The organism is Bacillus sp. m3-13 (genome assembly GCF_000175075.1).
GTDB lineage: Bacteria > Bacillota > Bacilli > Bacillales > Bacillaceae_I > Sutcliffiella_A > Sutcliffiella_A horikoshii_C.
This window is the reverse complement of the sequence record NZ_ACPC01000018.1, coordinates 107,200-131,894: the sequence shown is the minus strand read 5'-3', so window position 1 is coordinate 131,894 and position 24,695 is coordinate 107,200. Positions and strand designations below refer to the sequence as shown.

At 39.6% G+C, this 24,695-nt stretch carries 22 protein-coding genes, 1 riboswitch and 1 other annotated feature; of the genes, 5 read left to right on the top strand and 17 right to left on the bottom strand.

Features of this window, described 5'->3' with window-relative positions; translation table 11 throughout:
• Positions 1–92: 92 nt before the first annotated feature.
• Positions 93–1,028, bottom strand: coding sequence for a hypothetical protein (locus M313_RS0109935; RefSeq protein WP_010194770.1), 936 nt, complete (start codon positions 1,026–1,028; stop codon positions 93–95).
• Between the two features lie 395 nt (positions 1,029–1,423).
• The gene (locus M313_RS0109930; protein WP_010194765.1) at positions 1,424–1,747 is read right to left on the bottom strand and encodes a hypothetical protein; all 324 of its coding nucleotides are present in this window, start codon (positions 1,745–1,747) and stop codon (positions 1,424–1,426) included.
• Positions 1,748–2,058: 311 nt separating this feature from the next.
• Here M313_RS0109930 and M313_RS0109925 point away from each other — a divergent pair, with 311 nt between their 5' ends.
• Positions 2,059–2,421 carry a hypothetical protein gene (locus tag M313_RS0109925; protein ID WP_010194763.1) on the top strand — a complete coding sequence of 121 codons (363 nt, stop codon included), beginning with the start codon at positions 2,059–2,061 and terminating at the stop codon, positions 2,419–2,421.
• A 433-nt stretch (positions 2,422–2,854) separates the two neighbouring features.
• On the opposite strand, the gene M313_RS0109920 is transcribed toward M313_RS0109925, so the two are convergent.
• Positions 2,855–3,718 (bottom strand): alpha/beta fold hydrolase, encoded by an 864-nt coding sequence (locus M313_RS0109920; protein ID WP_010194761.1) that lies wholly within the window; start codon positions 3,716–3,718, stop codon positions 2,855–2,857.
• Between the two features lie 229 nt (positions 3,719–3,947).
• Between M313_RS0109920 and M313_RS0109915 the strand changes: the two genes are divergently transcribed.
• Positions 3,948–4,490 carry a hypothetical protein gene (locus M313_RS0109915; RefSeq protein WP_157182452.1) on the top strand — a complete coding sequence of 181 codons (543 nt, stop codon included), beginning with the start codon at positions 3,948–3,950 and terminating at the stop codon, positions 4,488–4,490.
• An 84-nt stretch (positions 4,491–4,574) separates the two neighbouring features.
• Here M313_RS0109915 and tyrS read toward each other — a convergent pair whose 3' ends face one another.
• The 5 genes from tyrS to M313_RS0109890 form a co-directional block, all read right to left on the bottom strand.
• A complete protein-coding gene (gene tyrS, locus M313_RS0109910) occupies positions 4,575–5,789 on the bottom strand; it encodes a tyrosine--tRNA ligase (RefSeq protein ID WP_010194757.1) in 1,215 nt (404 codons plus the stop codon).
• Between the two features lie 85 nt (positions 5,790–5,874).
• Positions 5,875–6,127: a binding site (T-box leader), on the bottom strand.
• Positions 6,128–6,213: 86 nt separating this feature from the next.
• Positions 6,214–7,215, bottom strand: a complete 1,002-nt coding sequence (locus M313_RS0109905) for an ABC transporter permease (RefSeq protein ID WP_010194754.1) — start codon at positions 7,213–7,215, stop codon at positions 6,214–6,216.
• Between the two features lies 1 nt (position 7,216).
• Positions 7,217–8,722, bottom strand: a complete 1,506-nt coding sequence (locus M313_RS0109900; protein WP_010194752.1) for a sugar ABC transporter ATP-binding protein — start codon at positions 8,720–8,722, stop codon at positions 7,217–7,219.
• Positions 8,723–8,782: 60 nt separating this feature from the next.
• Entirely contained in the window at positions 8,783–9,895 is a 1,113-nt protein-coding gene (locus tag M313_RS0109895; protein WP_010194751.1) for a sugar ABC transporter substrate-binding protein, read from the bottom strand.
• 101 nt (positions 9,896–9,996) lie between these two features.
• A riboswitch (SAM riboswitch) is annotated at positions 9,997–10,102 on the bottom strand.
• A gap of 740 nt (positions 10,103–10,842) precedes the next feature.
• Entirely contained in the window at positions 10,843–12,513 is a 1,671-nt protein-coding gene (locus M313_RS0109890; protein WP_010194750.1) for a glycoside hydrolase family 13 protein, read from the bottom strand.
• A 227-nt stretch (positions 12,514–12,740) separates the two neighbouring features.
• On the opposite strand from M313_RS0109890, the gene M313_RS0109885 reads away from it, so the two are divergent.
• Positions 12,741–13,988 (top strand): hypothetical protein, encoded by a 1,248-nt coding sequence (locus M313_RS0109885; protein WP_010194748.1) that lies wholly within the window; start codon positions 12,741–12,743, stop codon positions 13,986–13,988.
• Positions 13,989–14,400: 412 nt separating this feature from the next.
• Here M313_RS0109885 and efp read toward each other — a convergent pair whose 3' ends face one another.
• The 4 genes from efp to M313_RS0109860 form a co-directional block, all read right to left on the bottom strand.
• Positions 14,401–14,958, bottom strand: a complete 558-nt coding sequence (efp, locus tag M313_RS0109875) for an elongation factor P (protein ID WP_010194744.1) — start codon at positions 14,956–14,958, stop codon at positions 14,401–14,403.
• A 94-nt stretch (positions 14,959–15,052) separates the two neighbouring features.
• A complete protein-coding gene (locus M313_RS0109870) occupies positions 15,053–16,114 on the bottom strand; it encodes a M24 family metallopeptidase (RefSeq protein ID WP_010194743.1) in 1,062 nt (353 codons plus the stop codon).
• 4 nt (positions 16,115–16,118) lie between these two features.
• The gene (gene aroQ / locus M313_RS0109865) at positions 16,119–16,556 is read right to left on the bottom strand and encodes a type II 3-dehydroquinate dehydratase (RefSeq protein ID WP_010194742.1); all 438 of its coding nucleotides are present in this window, start codon (positions 16,554–16,556) and stop codon (positions 16,119–16,121) included.
• Positions 16,557–16,783: 227 nt separating this feature from the next.
• Positions 16,784–17,314, bottom strand: coding sequence for a YqhR family membrane protein (locus M313_RS0109860; protein WP_029326432.1), 531 nt, complete (start codon positions 17,312–17,314; stop codon positions 16,784–16,786).
• 178 nt (positions 17,315–17,492) lie between these two features.
• On the opposite strand from M313_RS0109860, the gene M313_RS0109855 reads away from it, so the two are divergent.
• On the top strand, positions 17,493–18,440 hold the full coding sequence (locus tag M313_RS0109855) for a DUF1385 domain-containing protein (RefSeq protein ID WP_010194737.1): 948 nt from the start codon (positions 17,493–17,495) through the stop codon (positions 18,438–18,440).
• Between the two features lie 100 nt (positions 18,441–18,540).
• Positions 18,541–18,927 carry an SA1362 family protein gene (locus M313_RS0109850; protein ID WP_010194735.1) on the top strand — a complete coding sequence of 129 codons (387 nt, stop codon included), beginning with the start codon at positions 18,541–18,543 and terminating at the stop codon, positions 18,925–18,927.
• 25 nt (positions 18,928–18,952) lie between these two features.
• Here the strand turns inward: M313_RS0109850 and M313_RS0109845 are convergent, their stop codons facing one another.
• The 5 genes from M313_RS0109845 to M313_RS0109820 all read right to left on the bottom strand — a co-directional run bounded on the left by M313_RS0109845 (position 18,953) and on the right by M313_RS0109820 (position 24,612).
• The gene (locus M313_RS0109845; protein ID WP_010194734.1) at positions 18,953–19,837 is read right to left on the bottom strand and encodes a patatin-like phospholipase family protein; all 885 of its coding nucleotides are present in this window, start codon (positions 19,835–19,837) and stop codon (positions 18,953–18,955) included.
• A gap of 552 nt (positions 19,838–20,389) precedes the next feature.
• Positions 20,390–20,815, bottom strand: coding sequence for a transcriptional regulator MntR (mntR, locus tag M313_RS0109835; protein WP_010194729.1), 426 nt, complete (start codon positions 20,813–20,815; stop codon positions 20,390–20,392).
• 110 nt (positions 20,816–20,925) lie between these two features.
• Positions 20,926–22,071 (bottom strand): Ger(x)C family spore germination protein, encoded by a 1,146-nt coding sequence (locus tag M313_RS0109830; protein ID WP_010194728.1) that lies wholly within the window; start codon positions 22,069–22,071, stop codon positions 20,926–20,928.
• The gene (locus M313_RS0109825) at positions 22,068–23,519 is read right to left on the bottom strand and encodes a spore germination protein (protein ID WP_010194727.1); all 1,452 of its coding nucleotides are present in this window, start codon (positions 23,517–23,519) and stop codon (positions 22,068–22,070) included. The genes M313_RS0109830 and M313_RS0109825 overlap by 4 nt, the downstream gene beginning before the upstream one ends.
• Positions 23,494–24,612: a GerAB/ArcD/ProY family transporter gene (locus M313_RS0109820; RefSeq protein WP_010194723.1), complete on the bottom strand. Its 1,119-nt coding sequence runs from the start codon at positions 24,610–24,612 to the stop codon at positions 23,494–23,496. The genes M313_RS0109825 and M313_RS0109820 overlap by 26 nt, the downstream gene beginning before the upstream one ends.
• Between the last annotated feature and the right edge of the window lie 83 nt (positions 24,613–24,695).

The following is a 24,695-nucleotide window of genomic DNA, read 5'->3' as shown; positions in this document are numbered from 1 at the left end:
ACCATAATATAAACGAACGCTAATCCTTGTTACAGGATAGCGCCCTAAAGCGAAGTAAGTTATTGCACCTAAGGTACTCTTAAATATCACGCTTAGTTTTTAAGACACTGGTAAGGATCAATTCTGATGGCTTCCCAGTTCCCCTTAAAATTCTTCTTGTATTGTGAAACTAATACATCTGTATCGTTTGTTAATTGATAAAAGATAAAACGATATTCGGCTCCATCCGCCCCAATAAAATCTATGGTTTTGACGTATCCGTCTTGTTTTGCAAGCAACTGTTTTTTTATTAATTTGCACCATTCTCCATACATAATTGCAACCACGGCTTCTGCATCATGTTGCCAAAGATGATAGGCTGCACATAGGAAGTCCTCTCCATATAACTTTATCTGGTCAATTTTATACAAGTTCTGCTCTTTTTTTAATTGGACATAGCCATAATAATAAGCAAAATAGGTGACACCTTTAGATGAACCTTCAATGCTTTCGAGCTCAATGAAATAAGGAACCCTGTCGTTTTCATCTGGAAGTCTGTTCATTTTAATAAGATTTAAATGTCCAATTCCAGTAAAAGATTGAAGATATTCATTATAAGAAACACTTTTTTGATAGTCTTTAGTAAAAAAGTTATAAGCAATTGGAAAAGGCAATTTTGCCATCCCTACAGTTCCGCACCCACCCAACTGGTTTGGAGTGAGGTTTTCAGCTTCTCTTAAAATACTAAAGTAGTTTAAAATAGTTTTGTCAGGAGTCCGGGTTAAAGTAGCAGGCAGTTTTATTTCTTTGTAGTTTAATTCATAATAGGGATCAAAAAATTGGGTGTTCTTGAAAAGGGTATTTTTTATAGGAAGGCTGGAAGGGCGGAAGTATTTTTCGGTATCACTCTTACTTATTAAAGAACTTTGGTTTCGTTCAACTGGCTGTCCAAATGTTTGCGGTTCGTATTGGGCTCCCATAACGAGTGTCATTTCTTTCCTTAAATCATGTTTAAATGCCCGATTTATCCATTTTATAAGGTGTTTCAATTAGTCTCCCCCTACAAGAATGTACTGTTCTACCTTATTCACTTTCTTGTAGGATTATTAACCTTCAGTTATTTATAAACACTATTTGACTTCTATAACAAATGCGTAGAGCGAGTCAGATTCTAAAGAAGTATATGGACTTATCCGCCTCATATATAATGATGTCACAATTGTCTTTCAATTGAGTTTTTAATACGCTTTCTTCTGAATATTTACTGTTAATTATTTTTTCGATATCTCCCACATAGTAATCAATATCTTCTGTATTTGAAGTACAGCCAAAAAGTAGAGTAATACAAAATAACTGAATAATAGTTTTTTTAAATTTGATAATAATTCCTCCTTTTAGCGATACAGACCTACTTATTCAGTTAAAGCCAGGAGCAATAAATTTTTCAATGGTTTAAATTACGTTGTCTAATGAAATTCTTAATCACGCAGATGATGCCAATAATGAAATAGATTATTCCATTCCCCACAATGACTATACCTATGAAAGCAGCTCCAAAGGCTGCTCCTACACCGCTTCCTCCCATACTGTGCTCAATCTTTACAAAAACAAAGCCCGATATAAAAGCAATTATTGGTCCTAGAATTCCAATAATTAAACCAGACCCCCATAAATGCATTTTTCCTTTCTTGTACAAAGTTATAGCTAAGAAATTTAAAACTATTAGACTGAATAATAATACGCTCCAAACTACTCCATCGCCACTCATATAAGTGTCTCCTCCAGATATATTTTAGGATAAAACCTTTTTCAAACAGGAATGCTCCCCGATTACTTAATACCAATTATTTCAAATGATGAACATTTACTCAAGGTATTTTCCATAAAAAAGAAGCTCACCATTTTTCAGTAAGCGCCCTTCGTATCCTTCTTATTAAATTGTTTGGAATAACATAAACTTAGACTGTTCTCTTAAAGATTGTTGTTTTTAGAGTGAATTTACGATTTTGGAGTTAATTGAGTATTTGGTTGAAACTAATGTAGATCTTAACCGTCTAAAAAGAAAAGGGGGACAAAAATATGAGAAAGATAGTTTCATACTTTGTAATAGCACTATTCTTTGCAATCTTGTTAGTGGGCTGTTCTAATAATCAGAATGAAGAGAATCAAAGTGAAACAGATAGTTATAATGAAGTTAGGGAAGTGGCTTGGGATTTCACTAAAGACAAAGGTTGGGATGATACCGCAAAAGGAAATTGGCAGAGTGCAGAAGTAAGAAAGGTCATTGTCGATAACAACTATGAGTTCTTAGATAAAACTTATGAAGGAAAAGAAGCATTATCTGTTTCATTTGAAGATAAAGAGAATACCGTTGTCGGTACACCTTTAGTACTAATCGACATCGATACAAACAAGGTTATTGGTTATATGCCAAGTGAATAGGAACAAATTAGCCCTCCAATTGGGGTCTATCTTTATGCCTTTCTTAACATTTCAACAGTTATATTATTGGATTTAAATTTATGTATATTTTTTACCACCTTCACAAAAGTCTCCTGTACAAAGTCCTCCATATCCAATATCCATACTGCCCGTATAATAGATTAGCCTTTACATTCTTCTCAGTGTAATTTTATAACTCTACTAAATTAACAGCAACTAATACTGAAAATGAAGCCCAAATAATAAAAAGTATAGCTACGAGATGGTGAGATACTTCATCCTTTATAGCTTTTAATAACGATAGGATAAAGATATACCCAAAAAATAAAAATAAAATTGCAAATAAGAAAAACACAAAAATCTTCCTTTCGATAATAATCATTTACTTTGTTATATTTTGCTAAACTACATATTGATCGGACTGTTTATTTTGTTATGTATTATGAAATTTAAGAAACCTAATAAGTAATTCATCTGTCTCTTTTGATGATTTACCTAGCCAAATTAGATGTCCCCATGTGTCAAGGAGGCATAATTCAGATGTAGGTATTTTTTTATGAGCAAGATAAGGGTGTTCTAATGGTACAGAACCATCATGTTTACTGTGCATAATTAGAGTTGGACAACTTATGGCCTGTAAATTTTCAATTGTTAATTCATTTATCTGTGCTAAGTCGATAAAAAACCCATCTCCTGATCGCTGGCGATTATTCATTTTTCTTATTTCTTCAACATCCTCCTTACCTAACATCTCCTTTGCTTGATCTAGAGATAATTTACTAAAGGAAGGAAACATTTGATTGAAGATAAATCGCGGAAATAGATTATTCATTATTGAGATTAACTTCCAAGTGTACTTTTCTGTTTTGGGACGGAATAATACCATTGCAGCTTTTAATTCTTTATCCTTAGTAGTAAGCCATTCTTTTGTAACAGCTGATTGTAAAATAAGCGAGCAAACCAATTCGGGATATTTAGAAGCAAAATATATACCACTAGGACCACCTGCGGAAATTGCCAAAAGGTGGACTTTTTTTATATTCAAATGATTTAGTAACTTCATATAATAGTCGCACGCAGCAGATAGACTTTTTCCTATTTCTTTGGAGGTATCTCCATATCCTGCTCTTGATGGGGTAATTATTGAAAAGCCATTTTCTAATAACGCTTTATATCCAAACTCTTCCCTACAATTTGAGTGTCCTCCATGCATGACAAATATAGGTTCACCTTCACCAATTATAGAATATTCTAGCGTTAACCCATTTGAAAAAAATTTCTCTATTCTTCTCTCCATAACACAGTCTCCTTTTTACAGAAAAAAATCAGATAATCTTCTAGTTCAATAAATGAAGTCCGATAGCCTAATGCCAATTATTTCATAATCCTAAAACCCCTACAATATTATTTTGATTTTATACAGCTAAAAACAATAAATAATCATATTAGTATTCTTAGTGAAATCCAGGTATATCGTTGTAAGTAAACGGTAGAAGCGTTACACTTTAGAAAGAAATTATAGGGAGGTGAATGACATTAAGAAATGGTGGATTGTATTGCTCACTTCATTAATTGTACTACCTTTTTATTTTACACTTGAAAGAAATGATTTATTTTATGTCGAGGTAACCATTCCTTCGTCGTTATTTGTTAGTGATATTAATGAGGATGAGCTAATTTCCAGCTCAGAAAAGGAAGGAATCCTGGTTACCAAAAATGAAGATGGATCATTGACATATAGAATGAACAGATTAAAACATTACGAGAAAAAGTCTGAATATAAGAATACTATTCTACATACAATCCAAGATATCATAGCTGATGATGAATACTATGAACCTATATATGATGTGACCCATAATAAATCCCTTAACCAATTTACCTTTATCATAGATAGATCCAAGAGTGAGGGGGGACTTGGTTTAGATAGAATTGTATCTTTGTTAATTGGTATGAATGCTGCAATGTACCAATTGTACAATGGAGCCTCACTAGACAATTATCACGTAAATGTCCGCTTGCAAGACAAGGACACGGATGAAATTATTAGTGAAACAACTCTTCCGTAGAGTGGCAGTTGAGAAGGTTACGTCAATAAAAGTGGAAGCGATAACCCCTAATTCCAGGTTAACGCTCCCCTATCTATGTGATTTTTATTTTATGAACCGTATAAAACGCTTTTTACCAATTCGCAGTACTTCATCGTTCATTAATACTCGATCCAGTTCATCGATGCTTAATTTTTCTTTGTTGAGCTGGACACCGTTTTGTTTGATTAAGCGCATGAATTCGCTTTTGCTTTTCACAAGTCCTTTATCTACTAATTGTGGAATGATGGCTAGGACTGTTTCGGCACCGATTTCGATCAATAATTCTGGGATGTCATCTGGGATTTCTTTTTTGCTAAAGGCTGTTTCATAGAATGTGATTGCTCTTTTCGTTTCTTCTTCTCCGCAGTATAGATTCGTAATGATTATAGCCAATTCAAGTTTGAAATCTCTAGGATTCGCTCCTTGTTCTAACTGTTGGACGAAATTGTGTATGTCGTCCGGATGCTCATCCGTCGCCAGTTCAAAGTATTTGATAATGAGCTCGTCTGGAACCTCCATCACCTTTTTAAACATGACTTCGGCTGCTTCATTGACACCGATGTAATTACCGAGGCTTTTGCTCATTTTTTCTACTCCGTCAAGCCCTTCAAGCAGTGGCATGAAAATGGCCACCTGCTTTTCTAATCCCCATTGTTTTTGAAGAGTGCGTCCCATGAGAATATTAAATGTTTGGTCTGTACCACCTAGTTCAATATCTGCTTGAATTTCGACGGAATCGTATGCTTGCATCAATGGGTAGAAAAATTCGTGAATGCCAATCGGCACTTGGCTGTTGTACCTTTTTTGGAAATCGTCACGCTCTAGAATCCTTGCTACGGATGTGGTGGCGGCTAGTTTGATAACTTCCTCAAAGGTTAATTTAAATAACCATTCACTGTTAAAGCGGACCGTTGTTTTTTCTGCATCTAACACTTTGAAGATTTGCTCACAGTATGTTTGTGCATTTAGTTTTACCTGCTCATCACTTAAGGCTTTGCGACCCTTTGCTTTTCCAGTCGGATCCCCGATTCGCCCTGTGAAATCCCCAATAATGATGACGATTTTATGGCCTAGGTCTTGCATTTGCTTCATCTTTCTAAGCACCACTGCGTGGCCCAAATGAATATCAGGGGCGGAAGGATCAAGTCCTAATTTGACAGTCAGAGGTGTCTTTGATTCATAGGACTTCTCCAATTTTGCCAATAGCTCTTCTTTGTTTACTATTTCTTGAGCACCTTTCATGATGATGGTCAATTGTTCTTGTGGTTTTACTAACATACTAACATCTCCTTGGAATATTATTACTAATATTGCAAGCTCTATAAGAACAAAGGGAATAAAAAAAACGCCCTTTTGGATTAACCAAAAGGACGATTATCTCGTGTTACCACCTTTAATTCATAAGCAATTCACATTGCCTACCTTTGAAAGTACAGTCATATGACGATACTCCAGCACATGATTACGGGTGCTTCACCGGTGTAGCCTACTCAAGTCTTCACTTTTCGGTACACAGCTCCAAGACGTATTCACAATCGTTCAACATGCACCTCTCATCAGCCGGTAACTTTCTGTCTGTTTACGTGATTGCTACTCTTTCTTATCATAGCCTTTGTTCTTATACTCCGAAATGTTTATAACAAATCTTCGTTATGCAGATATTAATTGTTATTTTATCTATTTCATTTCAAATGTCAATAGTTTATTTTTGCTTATAATACGTAATTCCCAATGCAAAGGCAAGCACAAGGCCTTTGACGATATCCATTGCATAATAAGGAACGGACATCATGACAAGACCGTTTTGTAGAATTCCGATTAGTACCGCTCCTATAAATGTACCGAATGCGTTAGGTTTGCCTGCTCCAAGGACGGCAAATCCAATAAATGCAGCCGCTACAGAATCCATTAAGTAAGGAGTGCCGGCATTGATTTCCGCTGTCATGATCCTCGAAGCAAGCACCATCCCTCCAATTGCAGCCAATAAGGCGGAAAATAAATAAGCTGCTACTTTGTATTTGTTCACAGCTATTCCCGAAAGCTTGGCCGCTTCTGCATTTCCACCGATGATGTACATGAATCTTCCGTGCTTGGTGTAAGTGAGGAAAATATGAACCACCACTACAATCGTAAGCATGATGACGATAATCCATGGGACCTGTCCAAATTTCTGAAATAGCGGGCTGATGGTTCCCGTTGCAAACGTTCCGTCAGACATGACCATATTTTGCGAAATTGTAGAGCCTTTCGTATAAGTCAGGGCAATTCCCTGGATGATAAACATGGTCGCAAGGGTCATCAGCATATCAGGGATTTTCAGTTTTACAATCATAAAAGAGTTGAAAGCCCCTACTAACAGCGCTGCTGCTATTGCTGAAAAGATTGCCACTGCCGTATTTTGCGAAAACCAGACAAACATAGAGATAACGATGGCATTGGACAGGGAAGCAACAGACCCAACGGATAAGTCAAAACCGTTAACTGTTAGGGAGATGGTGATGCCAATTGCGATAATGGTAACGATCGATATCGACCTTAATATATTGATGACATTATTGGATTGAATGAAGGCTGGATTCGCTAGGGCAAACACGGCAATCAATACAAAAATGGTAATGATCGTACCGTATTTATATAAGAAGTCGAACAGTTCAAAGCGGAAAGCCGGTTTTACGTTCTCCTGTACTGGTATGTCAGTTTTCATGTCAATGTCCCCCTGTTGAAAAGTATAGAAGCTCTTGCTCGTCTGTATCTGCGGTGGAAAGTTCTTTTGTCACCTTGCCGTCGTATAAGACATACACTCTGTTGGTCAGACCGGCGATTTCTGATAGCTCAGATGATGCGTACAGGATGGCCTTGCCGCGTTTTGCGAGGGCGGTAATCAGTTCGAAAATGTCACGTTTTGCCCCAACATCGACCCCTTTTGTCGGTTCATCAAAAATGTAGATATCAGCTTCTGACACAAGCCATTTTCCAATGGCAATCTTTTGCTGATTTCCGCCTGAAAGGGTGTGGACGCTTGTGTCAGGTGATGGTGTTTTAATGCCTAATGTTTGGATAAGCTCTTGCGATTTATTTTTCTGCGCTTTTTTATCAAGGAAATGCAGTGCCTTCGTGAATGCATGAAGATTAGCGGAAACCAAATTTGTTTGCACTGATTCGTGGAGTATGAGCCCCTCTTTTCTCCGCTCTTCTGGAATAAAGGCAAGCCCATTTTGTACAGCTACATTAGGACTTTTTACTTTGACCGTACTTCCTTTGATTTTAATAGTCCCCGAGGTTTTGGAGGAACCTCCGAAGAGCGCCTTGCACAACTCCGTTTTTCCTGCTCCAACTAAACCAGCTACCCCCACTACTTCTCCAGCTTTTACGTGGAGACTTACATCTTTCACTATAGTATTGTCTCTTAGTCCTTCTACTTCCAGCAAGGTCTTACCTATAGTTGGATTGTGTTCTGGAAACTGCTGCTCTAGTTTCTGACCGAGCATCCACTCGACTATCCTTTCTGAAGTAAGGTTTGCCACTTTGTCCCTCTTAACTACTTGGCCATTTCTCATAATCGTTATTTCATCACAGATCTCGACAATTTCAGGAATTCGGTGGGAAATGAAGATGATCCCTACTCCTTCCTCTTTCAATTTGTTGATGACGGAAAACAGTTTTTCTGTCTCCCTGTTGCTAAGGGGCGCTGTTGGTTCATCTAAAATCAAAAACTTACAATCTGTTGAAATGGCTCTTGCCAGGAGAACCATCTGCTTCTCTGCTAATGTCAGCGAGCTTACTAGACGCTTGGTTGAGATATTGCTATTTAATTTCTCTAATTGTGAGGCTGCTTTCTTATGTACATTTCTCCAATGGATCCACTGCTTGCTACCGGAGTTTTGCACCGTCTCTTGTAGCATGATGTTCTCCGCTACCGTCAGAGTTGGAATCAACGCCGAATCCACTTCCTGATAAACGATTTGCACACCGGCCTTTTGGGAGTCTGTTGGTTTCGAAATAGAAAGTTGCTTTCCTCCGAGATTGATTTCCCCGGTAAAATGAACGTACGTTCCAGCCAGCACTTTCATCAATGTCGATTTCCCCGCTCCATTGGCGCCGATTAATGCATGCACACTACCGGGTTTGGCGGTAAATGTCACCTTGTCCAAAGCTTTCACTCCAGGAAACTCAATGGATATGTCTTTCATTTCAAGTATAGTGTTTGTCATTCTGCTCCCCCTCTCTTCAAAAATATAAACACTCCCTCCTTATGAAGAGAGTGCCGTCTATTATTTTTTGTAATGCTCTTTCAATGTGTTCATCCACTCTTCTAAGAATGCGTCAGATTCTCCCCAGCCTTCCACGACCTTTGAAAGGTTGCCCATGTTTACCGCTTCGCTTGATTGTTGTAGATCTTCTTGAGAGATCAAAGAAGCTTCTAAGTCATAAGTTTGCGGCGTTTCTTCCCCTGCAAGCTTTTTAGCAAGTAGACGTAGGTTTACCGCACCGATTAACTTCGGGTCCACAGCAGCTGTATACTCCCAAGGGCTTCCTTCTGTACTGATTTCCTGAAGGTCCGCATTGGAAACATCTATTCCGTAAATCTTGATTTCTTCACGACCTGCTTCTTTCAACGCACGAGCCGCTCCGACTGCGAATGCATCCCATGTAGCAAAGATAGCATCAATGCTTCCTTTAGGATGCTTGTTCAACATTGCCGCAACCGCGTTCTGGGTTTGAACGGATGTATCTGCCGCCGCAACGCCAAAACGTTCCACTTCGTTCAGGCCAGGATTATTTTCTAACGTTTCTTTATACACATTGTTACGTCGAACCATCGGCGGGAAACCGTCTACCCACAGGTACACCACATTCGCTTCCCCGTTGAAATCGTTGACGAGTTGATCAAGTGCTAATTTTGCCAGCTCCTCATCATCTTGAGAAGTTAGCGTCACTCCTTCAATGTTTGCAAGATCTCCATTGGAATCGAATGTCACCACTTCTTTGCCGCTGTCGACAAGCTGTTGGACACCTTCCACAGTTGCCGCATCATCACCGTGTGATATGATCACTCCGTCATAATCTTGGTTAACCGTCTGATTGATTGCATCATGGAATTTCGCACTGTCACCATTTGCAGTAAATACATCCACTGTAAATCCTATGGACTCCCCTTCCTCTTTCGCTCCAGCTAAAAATTGCGCCGTATGATCATCCCCGCCGATTTTACGGATAACCTTAATTTTCGCACCTTCTCCATCTGCAAAAATCTCTGGTACGTTCTCAATCGGCCCAGTCGGCTTACTGCTCGCTGCAGAATCGCCCCCTCCACTGCAACCAGTCAATAATAAAGTCGCTGTTGTTAATACCACAATTCCTTTTTTAATAAAGTTCTTTTTCATTTCTATACTCCCCTTTTTGCTTTATTGCTTTAATAAAATAAAAAACCTCTCTAAGAAAAGAGAGGTTTGAGCGCTAATTGAAAACAAAAAGACTTGTCCCTCTCTTATCTTTCAAAACATCACTGTTTTGCAGGATTTAGCACCAATTCCAAACGGAACGGTTGCTGGGCGTCATAGGGCCAGTCCCTCTGCCACTCTTGATAAGAGATCGAAATATTTAGTTTATTAAAAGAATTAAGTATTACTTTACCGCCTTAAAGGAGAAGTGTCAATGACTTTTTTTAAGAAAAGTAAAAATTTATGGTTGGTAGTTTAAAGTGTGGTCCACCTCGCCTTCATAGGGTCGATGAGGACCTCTCTTATGCCTTTCCCCCCAAACTGGCGTCTTCATAAGTGCGATGAGGACCTTTCCCCGGTCTTTCTCGCCAAACTGGCGTCTTCATAAGTGCGATGAAGACCTCTCTCGGGCCTTTCTCGCCAAACTGCCGTCTTCATAAGTGCGATGAAGGCCTGTCTCAAGCCTTTCTCGCCAAACTGACGTCTTCATAAGTGCGATGAGGACCTCTCTCCGGCCTTTCTCTCCAAACTGACGTCTTCATAACTGCGATGAAGACACCTCTCCGGCCTTTCTCTCCAAACTGACGTCTTCATAACTGCGATGAAGACACCTCTCCGGCCTTTCTCTCCAAACTGACGTCTTCATAACTGCGATGAAGACACCTCTCCTGCCTTTTTCTCCAAACTAACGTCTTCATAAGTGCGATGAAGACCTGTCTCAAGTCTTTCTCACCAAACTGACGTCCTCATAAGTGCGATGAGGACCTCTTTCATTAGATCTTATCAAATCAGAGGTCTTCATCATCGCCGCCTAGCAGATTCGTTGCCTCTACCGCCACAAAAAAAGAAAAAGCCCCACCCAAAATGGTGAGACTTTCCCAAGCAATATCTTACTTCGCTACCACATAAACACGAGTTTCATAAGGCTTCAACGTCAATTCAGACACAGCTTCATGCTTAGCAACCTCATAGTTTTGAAGACGAAGGTCAGCTGAAACTACCTCAAGATCTTCAAGCTCTACTGTGACTTCTTCTTCACTCAAGTTACATAATACTATAGCTACCTTGTTATCAAGTGTTCGAGTGTAACCGTAAACTTGTGTGTCATCTTCAAGAATCAGATTGTATTCGCCATAAACAAATACTTCCTCTTCTTTACGGATTTTGATCATTTCACGGTAGAAGCTTAATACGGAATTCGGGTCATTCCATTGCTTTTCCACATTGATCGTTTTGTAGTTTTCATTTACGCCCATCCAAGGGGTACCTGTAGAGAATCCACCGTTTAGTTCATCGTTCCATTGCATTGGAGTACGGGAGTTGTCACGGCCTTTTGCCCAGATGATTTCCATCACTTTTTGAGCATGCTCTTCGCCTTTAGCACTCTCAATGTCATAAAGGTTTTTCATGCCAACATCATCGTAATCGTTAATGCTGTCAAACTTCACATTCGTCATACCAAGTTCTTGACCTTGGTATATGAATGGAGTTCCTTGCATCAAGAAATACAATGCACCAAGGGATTTCGCACTTTCTACTAGGTACTCTTTGTCATTTCCCCATGTAGAAACAGAACGTGCTTGGTCATGGTTTTCAAGGAATAATGCATTCCAGCCATTTCCTTCCAATCCTTTTTGCCATTTCGTTAATGTTTTTTTCAGTTGAAGAAGGTCTACGCCGCCTTCTGTTCCTTTTTCCCAAAGTCCAAGATGTTCAAATTGGAAGATCATGTTGAACTTACCGTTCTCTTCGCCAACCCACTCATCTGCTTGGTTCAGCTTGACGCCATTTGCTTCCCCGACAGTCATGATGTCATAGCGCGCAAACGTTTGCTCTTTCAATTCCTCGAGATGCTTTTGAATTCCTTCCACATTCATCATGTAGTCAAAAGATGGAACATAATCTAGGCCTTTTGGATTTGGCAAGTCTGGGAATCCAGGCTCTTTTTTAATATGAGAAATTGCATCCACACGGAATCCGTCAATTCCTTTATCCAACCACCAGTTAATCATATCGTACAATGCAAAGCGAACATCTTTATTTTCCCAGTTCAAATCAGGCTGCTCTGTTGCGAAGATATGCATGTAATACTGGCCAGTCTTCTCATCCAACTTCCAAGCTGGACCATTGAAAATACTTTCCCAGTTGTTCGGCTCCTTGCCGTCTTTTCCATCTTCCCAAATATACCAATCGCGCTTTGGGTTATCCTTAGAAGACGCAGACTCAATGAACCACTCATGCTGATCAGAAGTGTGGTTGATAACTAAATCAATGATAAGCTTCATGTCGCGGTTATGCACTTCTTCCAGTAACTCATCGAAATCCGCCATGTTCCCGAAGTCTTCCATGATGTCCTGATAATCACTGATATCATAGCCATTATCAACATTTGGAGACTTATACATTGGACAAATCCAAATAACATCTATACCCATATCTTTTAAATAATCTAGTTTAGAAATAACTCCTCGTAAATCACCAATACCGTCCCCATTGGAATCCATGAAACTTCTAGGATATACCTGATAGGCAACTGCTTCTTTCCACCATATCTTTTTCAATCTTGATACACTCCCTTTATTAACGACGCTCTTTGCTATGATAACGGTTGCATGATTGCGTAACCGTTTGCACAAATCTACAAAAAAAATATCACTTGGAATAATTCCACTACTTTACTATACCATCTTTTTCACTAATTTCAACTTAAATTCTGATTTTGTTTTATTCATGAAATGATGGTAGCTGGTAACACTAATGGGTAGGAATATTTTAGGAGGATTTTACCATGAAATATTTATTGATTTGTTTATTGGCTGCATCCGTTGTTTTCGCTCCTTTATCTAACTATGCGGCAACTACGGAACAACCAAAAGCAGCTTTTACAAGATACCAATCTTTATGGTTGTTTGACGGTACGAAAGAAGTCTCCTTACATGAGAATATTGAAGTAGGAAAATTCAGTTGGGCACATGACGGTAAATGGCTTGTTTATGAAGCCAAGCAGGTGGATTCACAATCAGAATCAGAAGAATTTTACATCTGGTTATATAATACCGAAACGATGAGTTCTAGCAAGCTAAAGATTGCTGGACATGATCCACAGTGGAATCCCGCGGATCATTCTTTTGCATTCCTGACTGGCTCCATACTTTGCGTGGTGGAGCTCGCTTCCGGTACTCCAATCATTCATCAGCTTACAGGTGGTGTGTCTAATTTCACTTGGGATGCAGAAGGTGTTAACTTAATTGCATCTGCTAGTGCGGCTTTGTTTCCTGATGGTTGGAGCCACCCAAGACTTTACGAAGTTCATTGGGGTGTGGAGAAGGAATCTCATGAGATGGATGTTAAAGTTACACCGCTTCACACGATTGGATCTCCACTTAAGTATGAAGATATCTCGATCCTCTCAGTGGATGTGGAAAGCTTCTCCTGGTCACATGACGGAAAAAGTTTGGCAATGGTGGTGGCGCCGACAGCATCGTGGTCTGCTGACAGCAATATGCTTAGCGTCTATGTAAAAGAGAACAAGCTTTTTATACCGCTTGGGGAAGTCCTTCTTGATGCCGATTGGATTAAGTGGGCGCCGACAAAGCCTCTTCTTGCCTCTATTCAGGGAGGTGGCCGGATGACCAGTGGCGGAGTTAAAAATAAGGTCCTGACGACAAGCACCATTATCCCAAATTATAAAAAGGTTCATACACCAAAAGGGTTTGCAGATGTGGATTTTGATTGGGTAGATGATGAGAGGATTGTTGTGGCGCGTGGGAGAGAAACCAGTGACAGTCCTGATAAATTTAAGTCGTCATTGTATATGGTGGATTTGAAGGAAAAAGAGGCAGTCAAAATTGTGGAAACGCCTGAGGGTTACTCCGATGGTGAGCCTGTGGTGTTGGAACATGGTTCTGGTTTGCGGTTGTCTTGGGTCCGGGTAGATGCGGATGACAGAAAGCATATTTGGATGAGTAAGGTGGATGGATCTGACGGTCGGAAGGTTGTGGAGAATGTGTTTGATTTGGTTTGGTTTGGGGAGTGAGATTGGCGGGAGGTTCTATTGGACGGTTTGCGGGGATTAGTACGTGGTTTGGGCCTTGAGAGGGCTTCTCTTTTACCGTTTTGTTGAATTTGCTTGCTGTTCGGGCCTTGAGAGAGCTTTTCTTTGCCCGTTTTGTTGAATTTGCTTGCTGTTCGGGCCTTGAGAGTGCTTCTCTTTGACCCTTTTTGTGAATCTGCTCCCTGTTTCGTCGTTGATATTCCTTTTATTTCCTTCTATTAGACATTTCAACCAGATTTCACTACCGTTCGGGCAAATAGATTCCTTATATTGGTAAACAGAACACTCAACCACCAATCGCACACCCATTCACACCTCCGCCCTCCCACCAACACCAAAAAAGGAGAAGTTCCCCCAACCAACAAGGGACCTTCTCCTTTTTAAAAAAATCAAATTAAGCTCTAGAAACGTAAGAAGAGTCAGTTGTATTGATAATCAATACGTCACCTTCGTTTACGAAGAATGGTACGTTAACTGTTACGCCAGTTTCCATAACCGCTGGCTTAGATCCGCCGGAAGCTGTGTCGCCTTTGATTCCTGGCTCTGTTTCCGCTACTTTTAGTTCTACTGTATTTGGAAGCTCGACTCCAAGCGTCTCGCTATGGTACATCATGATAGCTACTTCCATGTTTTCTTTTAAGAATTTCAATTCGTATTCAATTTGAGCAGATGGAAGTTCCAACTGGTCATAGGACTCATTGTCCATGAATACGTGCATGTCGCCGTTTGCGTAAAGATATTGCATTTTGCGGTTGTCGATTTGTGCTTTTGCTACTTTTTCACCAGCACGGAACGTTTTTTCTTGGATGGCACCATTACGTAGGTTACGTAATTTGGAACGTACGAAGGCTGCTCCTTTTCCTGGCTTTACGTGTTGGAAATCCATTACGCGCCAAATGCCGTTGTCTACTTCGATTGTTAAACCTGTACGAAAATCGTTTACTGAAATCATTTATTAGTTCCTCCTAAAGCTATGTAAAATAATGCCCTACACGTATTGTATCCTTGAGTACCTTACTCTAGTCTACACGACGCTAGATACATTTTTACAATATAATAAGTTCTTTTGTAGAGAAGGAAAGTGTTTCGTTACCTGTTTCTGTAACGATGGTATCGTCTTCAATACGCACTCCGCCTAATCCAGCAACATAAATACCAGGTTCTACTGTTACAATCATTCCCGGTTCTAAAACAGTTTCTGATTTAACAGATAGAGATGGCCCTTCATGCACTTCCATTCCAAGTCCGTGACCTGTGGAATGTCCGAAGTACTCTCCATAGCCTTTTTCTGTAATGTAATCACGCGTCAGTGCATCAGCTTCACGGCCTGTAATGCCTGCCTTGATTCCTCTCATGCCTCGTAACTGTGCTTCCAATACAGTATCATAGATCGTTTTCAGCTCATCGCTTGGCTCTCCCACAGCAAGTGTTCTTGTAATGTCGGAGTTATAGCCTTTATAATAAGCTCCAAAATCAAGCGTTACAAACTCACCGTTTTCAATCACTTTATCCGAAGCGACGCCGTGTGGCAGGGCTGAGCGGAAACCAGAAGCAACGATAATGTCAAAGGATGAAGAAACAGCGCCTTGTTTTCTCATGAAGAATTCCAACTCATTGGATACATCCAATTCTGTCAGACCTGGCTTGATGTATGTAAGAATATGTTCAAAAGCTGCGTCAGCAATCTGTGTAGCTTCCTTTAATATCTTAATCTCTTGTTCACTCTTAATCAAGCGTAACTTTTCAATAACGCCAGAAACAGGGACAAGATCTGTTTTTATAGTGGTTTTGTAGTTTAAGTACGTGGAAAAAGTAACATGGTCTTGCTCGAAGCCAAGCTTTGCTACTCCAAGGTCTTTCACCACATTTGCGATTTCTTCTACCAAACCACCTTTATGCTGAACGATTTCGAACCCTTCACATTGTTTGGCAGCTTGTTCAGTGTAACGGAAGTCTGTGATGAATACAGCTTTGTCTTCTGTCACTACTGCCACACCTGCTGAACCGGTGAATCCTGTGATGTATTGGCGGTTTTTGCCGCTTGTAATTAGTAATGCATCAATTCCTGTAGCTTGAAAGCTTTCTCTAAGTTTTGTTAATTTTGTCATCTTGCTATTCCCCCTTGTACTGATTCAATAGTGCTAATAGTGCTAGTTCGTATCCATAATAGCCCAGCCCGACAATCTGGCCTGCTGTTACCGGTGCAGTGACGGATGTATGTCTGAATTCTTCCCGCTTATGTATGTTGGAAATGTGCACTTCCATTACCGGTACTGAAATGCTTGCAATGGCATCGCGAATTGCATAGCTGTAATGGGTGAAGGCGCCTGGGTTCATGACAATCCCGTCAAAACTGCCTTCCGCATCATGAAGCTTATCGATAAGCTCTCCTTCGTGATTGCTTTGAAAACAAGTTAGTTCACACGAATTTTTGCCTGCGAATGCTTGAAGTTGCGCTTCTAAATCTTGCAATGTTTGACTGCCATATACTGAGGGTTCCCTAAGTCCTAATCGGTTTAGGTTAGGGCCGTTGAGAACAAGTAAGCGCATGCTGCGATCTCCCCTTTTTAACTCTTGTCGATTTCCGTTCCAGGTGTTCGCTTATCCAGAGGGCGGTCCGGAAGCCTCCTCGGCTTGCGCCTGTGGGGTCTTCCCTGTCCCTTCCTCCCTCAGGAGTTTCACACCTTGCACTACAATCGACAAGGAAAACACCCTAATTCAATAATAAAAAAGAATGTCCAATTACTGAACATTCTATCACATTCTGGTATTCGCTACTACTCATTCGATGAGGATTGTGATTGTTGTTTTGAATGTTGATTTTGGTGTTGCATTTCATTGTGTTCAAAGGAGATGGAGTAGCCTACAAAAACACCGAAGAGTATGTATAAGCATACATTTGTCACATTTGTATCAAGGGTAAGTTCTCCAACCGTTTTAATGGAAGGAAACATTGGGTTCAATAAAAAGAAAACTAGACCCCAAAGGGCAATACCATACACGATTCCAATCCAGAACTGTTGAAACTTCTTTAATATCGCTGCATATATAAGAGCAGCACCTATGCCAAACAAACCAAGTAAGATGACACTAATTATATGACCCAGCCATCCTTTTTTCCAATCACCAAGCGCCCATGGCTGAAGCACAACATTTGGGCTGATTTCAGTGAAGCTGAACATATAGGCAAAATATCCGATTAAACTCCATAGCACCCCACCTACAAACCCGGTAACGATAACTTTTGTCATAAAACCCATCGGTTCTTCTCTTTGGTTCTGTTCCAATTTCTTTTTATCGCTCATCATTTGGCTTCCTTTCTACTGCATCTTTACACATATCTTTCCATAAGAACGACAGAACCATACAAAACTAACCAACTTTTTAAAACAAAGAATCTCAGGGAGTAGAGGTTTTTTGAAGATTCGGGTAGAATATTAAGTAATAGAAATTTTTTCTTCTTAGAAAAGTTAGGTTGGTGCTATTATGTCAAAAGATTCAAAACCTGTTTATGGAGGACAGGCTGTGGTTGAAGGTGTAATGTTTGGTGGAAAGCGCCATTATGTTACTGCCATTCGCAGAAAAGATGACTCCATCGAATACCTTCATGTGCCAAGAAAGGTAAATCCGACATTACAGTCTTTAAAAAAGATTCCTTTTATTCGCGGAATCGTTGCAATAGTGGAAGCTGCTGGGAATGGATCGAAGCATCTGAATTTTTCCACAGAGCGTTATGATGTGGATCCGAGTCAAGATGAGGAAGAGATTTATAACAAAAAAGAGCCTTCCAAGCTTGAAATGATTTTAAGCGTTGCAGCTGTCGGGGTATTATCGTTTATTTTCGGGAAATTCATCTTCACACTTGTGCCCGTTTTTTTGGCAGAACTGACAAAGCCAATTTTCCCAAGTGATTTTGCACAGGTATTAGTAGAAACGGTGTTTAAATTAATGCTTTTGTTGGCATACATATATTTCATCTCTTTTACCCCTATCATTAAAAGGGTATTTCAATATCATGGTGCGGAGCATAAAGTGATTAACGCTTATGAAAACGGGAAAGAATTAACTGTAAGCAATATTCAAGCTCAATCTAGATTGCATTATAGATGTGGCAGCAGTTTTATCCTGTTCACAGTAGTTGTAGGCTTCTTTGTATACCTTCTTGTACCGACAGATCCTTTATGGGTGCGTGTACTGAATCGTTTAGCGCTCATTCCTGTTGTTTTAGGTATTTCTTTTGAAGTATTACAGCTTACGAACAAAGTCCGCGATATTCCTGTTTTAAAAGTTTTAGGGTATCCCGGCTTGTGGTTGCAATTGTTAACCACAAAGGAACCAACGGACGACCAAGTGGAGGTCGCTATCCTTTCCTTTAACAGATTATTGGAGCTAGAACAAGATTCAGAGAAAAAGATTACCGAAGAAATAGTATAAAAATCCGCAACAAGCCTTATCCTAGAAAATATACTATTAAAACAATCAGTGGTGGTAACCATCGAAAACAAGCATACTGGTTACCTGGGAGGTGGCGAAGATGAAAAGAAGCTATCGAAAACCAATTTTCTATACTCTTGTTTCCTTAGCAGCTTTTTATTTGATCATTCAATTATTTACTAATCCAGGAGGGTTATTTACGAGTCTCCTTTTAATTGTAGGGGGGGCAACCGTATTTTACTTAATTTTCCGCTATTTTATTCAAGGGAAAATTGGAGCAAAAACGGATGCCAGGTATAGTAAGGCTGTGAAGCAATCCAAAAAGAAATACTCAGCCACAAGTAGCGCAAAGCCAACTATCAGCCCGATTACATCCAGCAGAGATCGTGCAAGCTCCAAACCTGCCGCACCAAAACGCAAAGCCCCATCCCATCTGACCGTCATTGAAGGGAAAAAGGGCAAAAAGAAAAACCGTGCTTTCTTTTAAATAAGGAAGCTCGGTTTTTTCTATTTTAGTAACACCACTTCATCAAAAATGCCTCTGCTCTTTTCCTCCCTATTTCCACTAGTCCCCTTTTCCGCTCCTCTGTTAAAGCAAATTCCGTCACAGCAATATGATCCATGGGGATAAAAATGACATCCTTCTCATGACGGCTGGAGATATGTTTGGCATCATGAGCATCCTTCATCGTCTCAAACAGCGCGCCAAACATTGTGATGGCATTATCGATTTTGTTAACCGGCCGATCCTCTTGCTTTGCACTTAACTGAATACCAAGAACAGGGCGCACTTTAGGAATACGGTCATTATCAAATAACCAAATAGGAAAATTGCTCAATACCCCTCCATCTACAAAAAGGAAGGTTACTCCCTTTCCCTTAAGTTTGACAGGTTCAAAAAAATAAGGAATGCTGCAGCTCATCCGTACCGCTTTGGCAACAGAAAATTTCTTCGGATCCGAATTATATTTGGGAAGGTCATCAGGAAGGACGGCAATGGTTCCACTTGTTAGGTCGGAGGCAATGATTCTGAGATGATCCTTGGGAAGATCTTCAAAAGTTCTTATCCCCTTTGCAGCTAGCTTTTTCTCTAGCCACCTCTCCAACACTTCCCCCTTATACAATCCAAGCCTCCAATATAAAAGCACCCACTTGGTAATTGGTGATGGCAGAAAAGTTCTTCGCTGGTCTAAAAAATTCATGATATCTGTTTCATCAAGCATGTTACGTATTTCATTTGCGGTGTATCCTGCCGCTGTAAACGCAGCTACAATAGAGCCCGCACTTGTCCCTGCTAACCGTTGGAACTTTAATCCCCTTTCCTCCACGGCCTGCAGCGCTCCGATAAGGGCAAACCCTTTAATTCCTCCTCCAGAAAATACACCATCTATCTTCAATGGAACCCCTCCATCACATTGAACCAGATAACTTCCTTTTACATCTTTAATAAAGAAGAAGGGGAAATATACCGTTTTCCGTGATGAGAGCAAGAAAAAACCGGGCAGAAACCGCCCGGTCCTTTAGTAGATTAATTAATCCCCGCTGTTCCTTTCCGCAAATGGCTTCGCTTTCCACGGGGCGACCTTGAGCCTCCTCGGCAAGCCTGCGGGGTCTCAACATTGCCGTTTCTCCCCCGTAGGAGTCTTCGCCATTTGCTCCAATACACAGCTAAAAACTACAAGAATAAAAAGTTAATTCCCTTCTCCGTTAACTCAATTACCTCTTCATAAACCCTATGTTGAATGAAGTGACTTAGTTGATTGGAGTGGAAGGCGCGCAGACGCCCGCGGGTGGAAGGGACAGGTGAGACCCCTGAAGCGTTGTGAGGAGGCTCACGGACCGCCCGCAGGCAAGCGAAGCGCGTGAAACGGAAATCAACAGATTTTTATACTTTCTTATCTTTCAAAAAAAGAGACAGACCTCACTGCCAATTGGCAAGGTCTATCTCCTTACTGATTATCTTCATTTTGCTTTTGGATGGTTTGCAGTGCTTCCACGCGTTCTTTTTCTTCTTCAAAATATTGAACAAGATCCCCGATGCGATCAATGGCATTCCAGCTCAAGTGATGTTCAATACCTTCCACATCTTCATAAATATTTTCCTCATCTACACCTATCACACGCAAGAACTGCTCGAGTAATTCATGTCGATATACTAATCGCTTACCGATTTTCTTTCCTTTAGTGGTAAGAACCAGTCCACGATATTTTTCATAGATTAAATATTGGTCCTTATCAAGTTTCTGGACCATTTTTGTTACAGAAGAGGGATGTACCGCCAATGCTTCGGCAATGTCTGATACCCGTGCATATCCTTTATCTTCAATCAACATGTAAATCTGTTCTATGTAATCTTCCATACTTGGGGTAGGCATAATATCCCTCCATTTCCAATCCACGTACTAAGCCGTCATTTAAAATGATACCCTAACTCATGGGGGATGACAAGTTAGGGTTTTGTTACAGTAAAAGAGGAACAAAACATTTAATTCTTTTCGTATTCATAGCTATTAAAATGGAAAATTTGAATATCGACTTTTACTTTTTTCAAGGAATCTTTTTTGAGGTAAAAATGTTTGGAGTCTTCTAATTCCTTAAAAGCCTCTCGATCTTTTCGATACCATTTCTCTCCTGCATTTAATAAATCAAGTTTGCTATCTACCCCTTTTTCATAGAGATGTATGATTTGCATTTTTAATTCTTCTTCCAATAGTGTTTTTAGCTCGTCTGCAGATATATCCCTTAATTTCTCCAGCAAATCGGCTCGGGCAGAAATTTCTAGGGAGAAGACTGGTTCGGATTTATCTTTTTCGTAAGTAATCTTCATTTTCGGGCTGGATAGCTTTACTGCCGCGATTAATTCTTCCTTATCTTTAACAGGTCGATTTAAAGCTATATTCTTTTCCACCATCCAATCGAGAAGTACGGCATCTTCCAAAGGAATATTTTTAACAAACGATTGCTGTTGAAAGACTGAGTATCCATCATAAAAAAGAACAGGAAATTCCTTTTCTGATACCCATGAGCTTGTATCGATGGTTACAGTAGGTATTTTCGCCACTCCCATTGGTTCATAATAGGACCTTAAGAAAAGTAAAAGTGAGGTTGGTTGCAACTCATCCTGTGCCAACCCATTTGCCTTATCTTTAAATAGAACTGTATAAACAGCAGGATAATTGAAAAGTGCTTTTATGTTAAAAATTTCTTCAATACTCTCTTCTGTCGTTACAATCCTCAATCTATGCCTAAGAGATTTATTTCTTGCAATCTCCTCTAAAACTTCCTTAGATTTACTATTTATTACACGCTGACTAAGAATAAGTGTTTTCACATGACCGAAATAGATAGGAGGATCGGACTTACCATACAACTCACTAACAGCAAGATTTAACGTTTTACCTCTTGCCGATCCAACAAAGCTAGGAATTTTTTCAATAGGCTTCCCTCCTTCTTGCTTTGCCACATTTGCAAAGTTCAGCCCTTGAAGGTACACGATATACTCCTCTTCCGCTTCATCATAGTCCATTCCAATTGCCACAATGTAAGTTAGATCCTGGATATTTTTTATGCCTCCACACCCTGTTAGCAAAATTATACACAACAAAATGGAGATTGCTCCTTTACATTTCAATTATGCTCACCTCTTGTTGCATCATCAGGACTAGTTGAGGTAGTTCTTGACTTGTAGAATTGGACCGGTGCCTTTAAAAAGGATTTCACAATCTCTGTATAGCTAATAGGTGCCAACGATCCAAAGTATGGCGCTCCAAATGAATTTAAGGTGGAAAAATAGAAAACAGTCAATATAAAGCTTAAGATCACTCCAAATAACCCGAAAAATGTACTTATCAAAATAACAGCAAATCGAATGATAGTAATGGCTGAACTTAAAGACTGGTTCACTAATGTAAAGGAAGCAATATATGTGGTAGCAGCAACCACCAACATGGTTGGTGATGTTAAACCTGCTCGGATAGCTGCATCTCCGACAATTAAACCTCCAAGAACCGCTACCGTCTGTCCAATGGCTCGTGGAAGGCGTACTCCTGCTTCATTAAATAATTCAAACAGGAATAAGATGATAAACATTTCGATCGGTGCAGACAATGGCAACCCAAAACGTGAAACCGATATGGTAGCAACAAGTAAATATGGTATTTGCTCTATATTAAAGGCGGAAAAAGCAATCCAAATACCAGGCAAAAAACCCGAAACCATAATCCCAAACATTCTTATTAACCGCTCAATTGAAACAAAAGCATAACTTATATAGGTATCTTCTGGAGATTTCGTTTGCAATAATAAATTTACCGGTGCAAACGAAACAGTAGGGTTTCCATCCACTAATAATGCAAATCTTCCTTGATTTAAGACTTGTACAACAAAGTCAGGCCTTCCGGAAAAATCCATCGTCGGAAAGACAGAGTAAGGACGATCACGAACAGAGGATTCCAATTCATAAGCACTTGTCAAAATGTCCAGTTCGACTCCATTTAGTCTTGTTCTTATTTCATGAAGAACTTTCTTATCAATAACATCATTAAGATACATTAATACTACTTTTGTCTTGCTCCGTTTCCCTATAGTAAATTTCTCCATGCACAATGAAGGGGTATTAAGTCTCCTTCTTATCAACGAAACATTTGTTTTAATGTCCTCTACAAACCCGTCTTTTGGTCCTCTGATTGAGGTTTCTAATGCTGATTCTTCCGGTTGACGCTTTGGAAACTCACCAGCCTTAAGACTTAGTAAACTATCCCCTGCATAGAAAATTACATTTCCTTCAAAAAGCAAAGAAGCCACATCTTCCATCGATTTGAAGGTGACCTCCTCGATTTGAAACAATGCCTGCAAATGTGACTTGATGGAAACATCCTTACATTCGCTAAGCTTAGGTAAAATATATTGATCCAAATATTGGAGGTTAACAAGGCTGTCTATGTATAGTAATTCAAATGATTCGCCATCGTTTTTATGTACTTTGTATACAAAATCCTGGCTATGACTGAATAAAGATTTAAGTTGATCAACTTTTTCATTGAGATTATCTTTATTATCCAGGTTGGTTGGGTTTTCCATTTGAATCCTCTCTTTTCCTCATAACTATTATCAGTAAGGCTGATATTAGTATTTGGAATAGAAAAAATGCCATGCATGCTGGTAAAAAATAACGGTAAATAAACTCATAGAAATAAAAAGTCTCCACTTCTATCCACGTAACACCGAAAAAAATCAGATAAATCCCCACAACCAAGATAGGGTTCAACTTATACTGCTTTTTCTTTTTGGTGAAAAAAGCAGCAGCAAGATAGATAAACAAACCAATTCTTATAATGGCCCCACTTAACCATTGATAAAGGGCAAAAAAATCCATGTGTGAAATATAATCACCTATATTCAAGACCCGCCATTGTTCATATGCAGGATAGCGGAAATTTGCCGATTCAACAGGGCCAAACTCCATGATAGCAGCAGTCAATGGACCAAGGATTAACCCCATTAATAAGGTGATTAAAATGAAAAGATGCCTGAATTTAATTGGAGATTGTGAATAAGGTTGTAATAAAACGATAAGGTAGATTTCAAGAAGTCCTGAAAGAGAATAAATGATCGCTTCTATCACTGGTGTGTATCCTTCACTAAACAACGGAAACAATAGGCTTGGGTCTTTAATGGAAGTATTGGTAATGGCGATGAAAATGCCAAAAATCATCACTAACGGAAGCAAAAAACCGCTAGAAATAGCCATATACTTTATTCCACCAAGTGTCACCACACAGCAGACTAATATCATAATTAAATTAATCATCGTAACCGAAGCATCAGCTAGAAAGTAAGCATTAAGCCAGATCATTAAATCTCTAAAGGTGACATATGCACTCAAAAAAAGATAAACAACAACCGGCATTGAAATTAATGCAGATACAAATTTTCCAAATCGCTTTTCCACCATTGCGAAAAATCCCTTATCAGAGCAGTTCTTAGTTATAAAATATACCAACCATAGAAAGACCAGCCCGATTGGGTAAGCTATGAGCACACCTAACCAACTGTCCCTGCCCGCAGCATTTAATAGATTCGGTATGAGGATAACGTGGTTGAGTAACCCAGTTGATAATATCAACATCATGAATAGCTGTCTTGGAATTAGGATTTTCGTTACGTTCTGCATGGGCCATCTCCAGGTTCATTAAAGTTACTTTTATGATGACCTGGATTTGATAAAATATGCCAATTCGAACAAACAAAAAAGAG

What these genes read in the sequence shown, in the direction of transcription:
- M313_RS0109825 (WP_010194727.1), bottom strand. Translation starts at nt 23,519, where the DNA reads ATGGAAAACCCAACCAACCTGGATAATAAAGATAATCTCAATGAAAAA.
- mntR (WP_010194729.1), bottom strand. Translation starts at nt 20,815, where the DNA reads ATGCCTACCCCAAGTATGGAAGATTACATAGAACAGATTTACATGTTG.
- M313_RS0109870 (WP_010194743.1), bottom strand. Translation starts at nt 16,114, where the DNA reads ATGACAAAATTAACAAAACTTAGAGAAAGCTTTCAAGCTACAGGAATT.
- M313_RS0109925 (WP_010194763.1), top strand. Translation starts at nt 2,059, where the DNA reads ATGAGAAAGATAGTTTCATACTTTGTAATAGCACTATTCTTTGCAATC.
- M313_RS0109930 (WP_010194765.1), bottom strand. Translation starts at nt 1,747, where the DNA reads ATGAGTGGCGATGGAGTAGTTTGGAGCGTATTATTATTCAGTCTAATA.
- aroQ (WP_010194742.1), bottom strand. Translation starts at nt 16,556, where the DNA reads ATGCGCTTACTTGTTCTCAACGGCCCTAACCTAAACCGATTAGGACTT.
- efp (WP_010194744.1), bottom strand. Translation starts at nt 14,958, where the DNA reads ATGATTTCAGTAAACGATTTTCGTACAGGTTTAACAATCGAAGTAGAC.
- M313_RS0109905 (WP_010194754.1), bottom strand. Translation starts at nt 7,215, where the DNA reads ATGAAAACTGACATACCAGTACAGGAGAACGTAAAACCGGCTTTCCGC.
- M313_RS0109855 (WP_010194737.1), top strand. Translation starts at nt 17,493, where the DNA reads ATGTCAAAAGATTCAAAACCTGTTTATGGAGGACAGGCTGTGGTTGAA.
- M313_RS0109895 (WP_010194751.1), bottom strand. Translation starts at nt 9,895, where the DNA reads ATGAAAAAGAACTTTATTAAAAAAGGAATTGTGGTATTAACAACAGCG.
- M313_RS0109885 (WP_010194748.1), top strand. Translation starts at nt 12,741, where the DNA reads ATGAAATATTTATTGATTTGTTTATTGGCTGCATCCGTTGTTTTCGCT.
- M313_RS0109900 (WP_010194752.1), bottom strand. Translation starts at nt 8,722, where the DNA reads ATGACAAACACTATACTTGAAATGAAAGACATATCCATTGAGTTTCCT.
- tyrS (WP_010194757.1), bottom strand. Translation starts at nt 5,789, where the DNA reads ATGTTAGTAAAACCACAAGAACAATTGACCATCATCATGAAAGGTGCT.
- M313_RS0109920 (WP_010194761.1), bottom strand. Translation starts at nt 3,718, where the DNA reads ATGGAGAGAAGAATAGAGAAATTTTTTTCAAATGGGTTAACGCTAGAA.
- M313_RS0109860 (WP_029326432.1), bottom strand. Translation starts at nt 17,314, where the DNA reads ATGATGAGCGATAAAAAGAAATTGGAACAGAACCAAAGAGAAGAACCG.
- M313_RS0109820 (WP_010194723.1), bottom strand. Translation starts at nt 24,612, where the DNA reads ATGCAGAACGTAACGAAAATCCTAATTCCAAGACAGCTATTCATGATG.
- M313_RS0109850 (WP_010194735.1), top strand. Translation starts at nt 18,541, where the DNA reads ATGAAAAGAAGCTATCGAAAACCAATTTTCTATACTCTTGTTTCCTTA.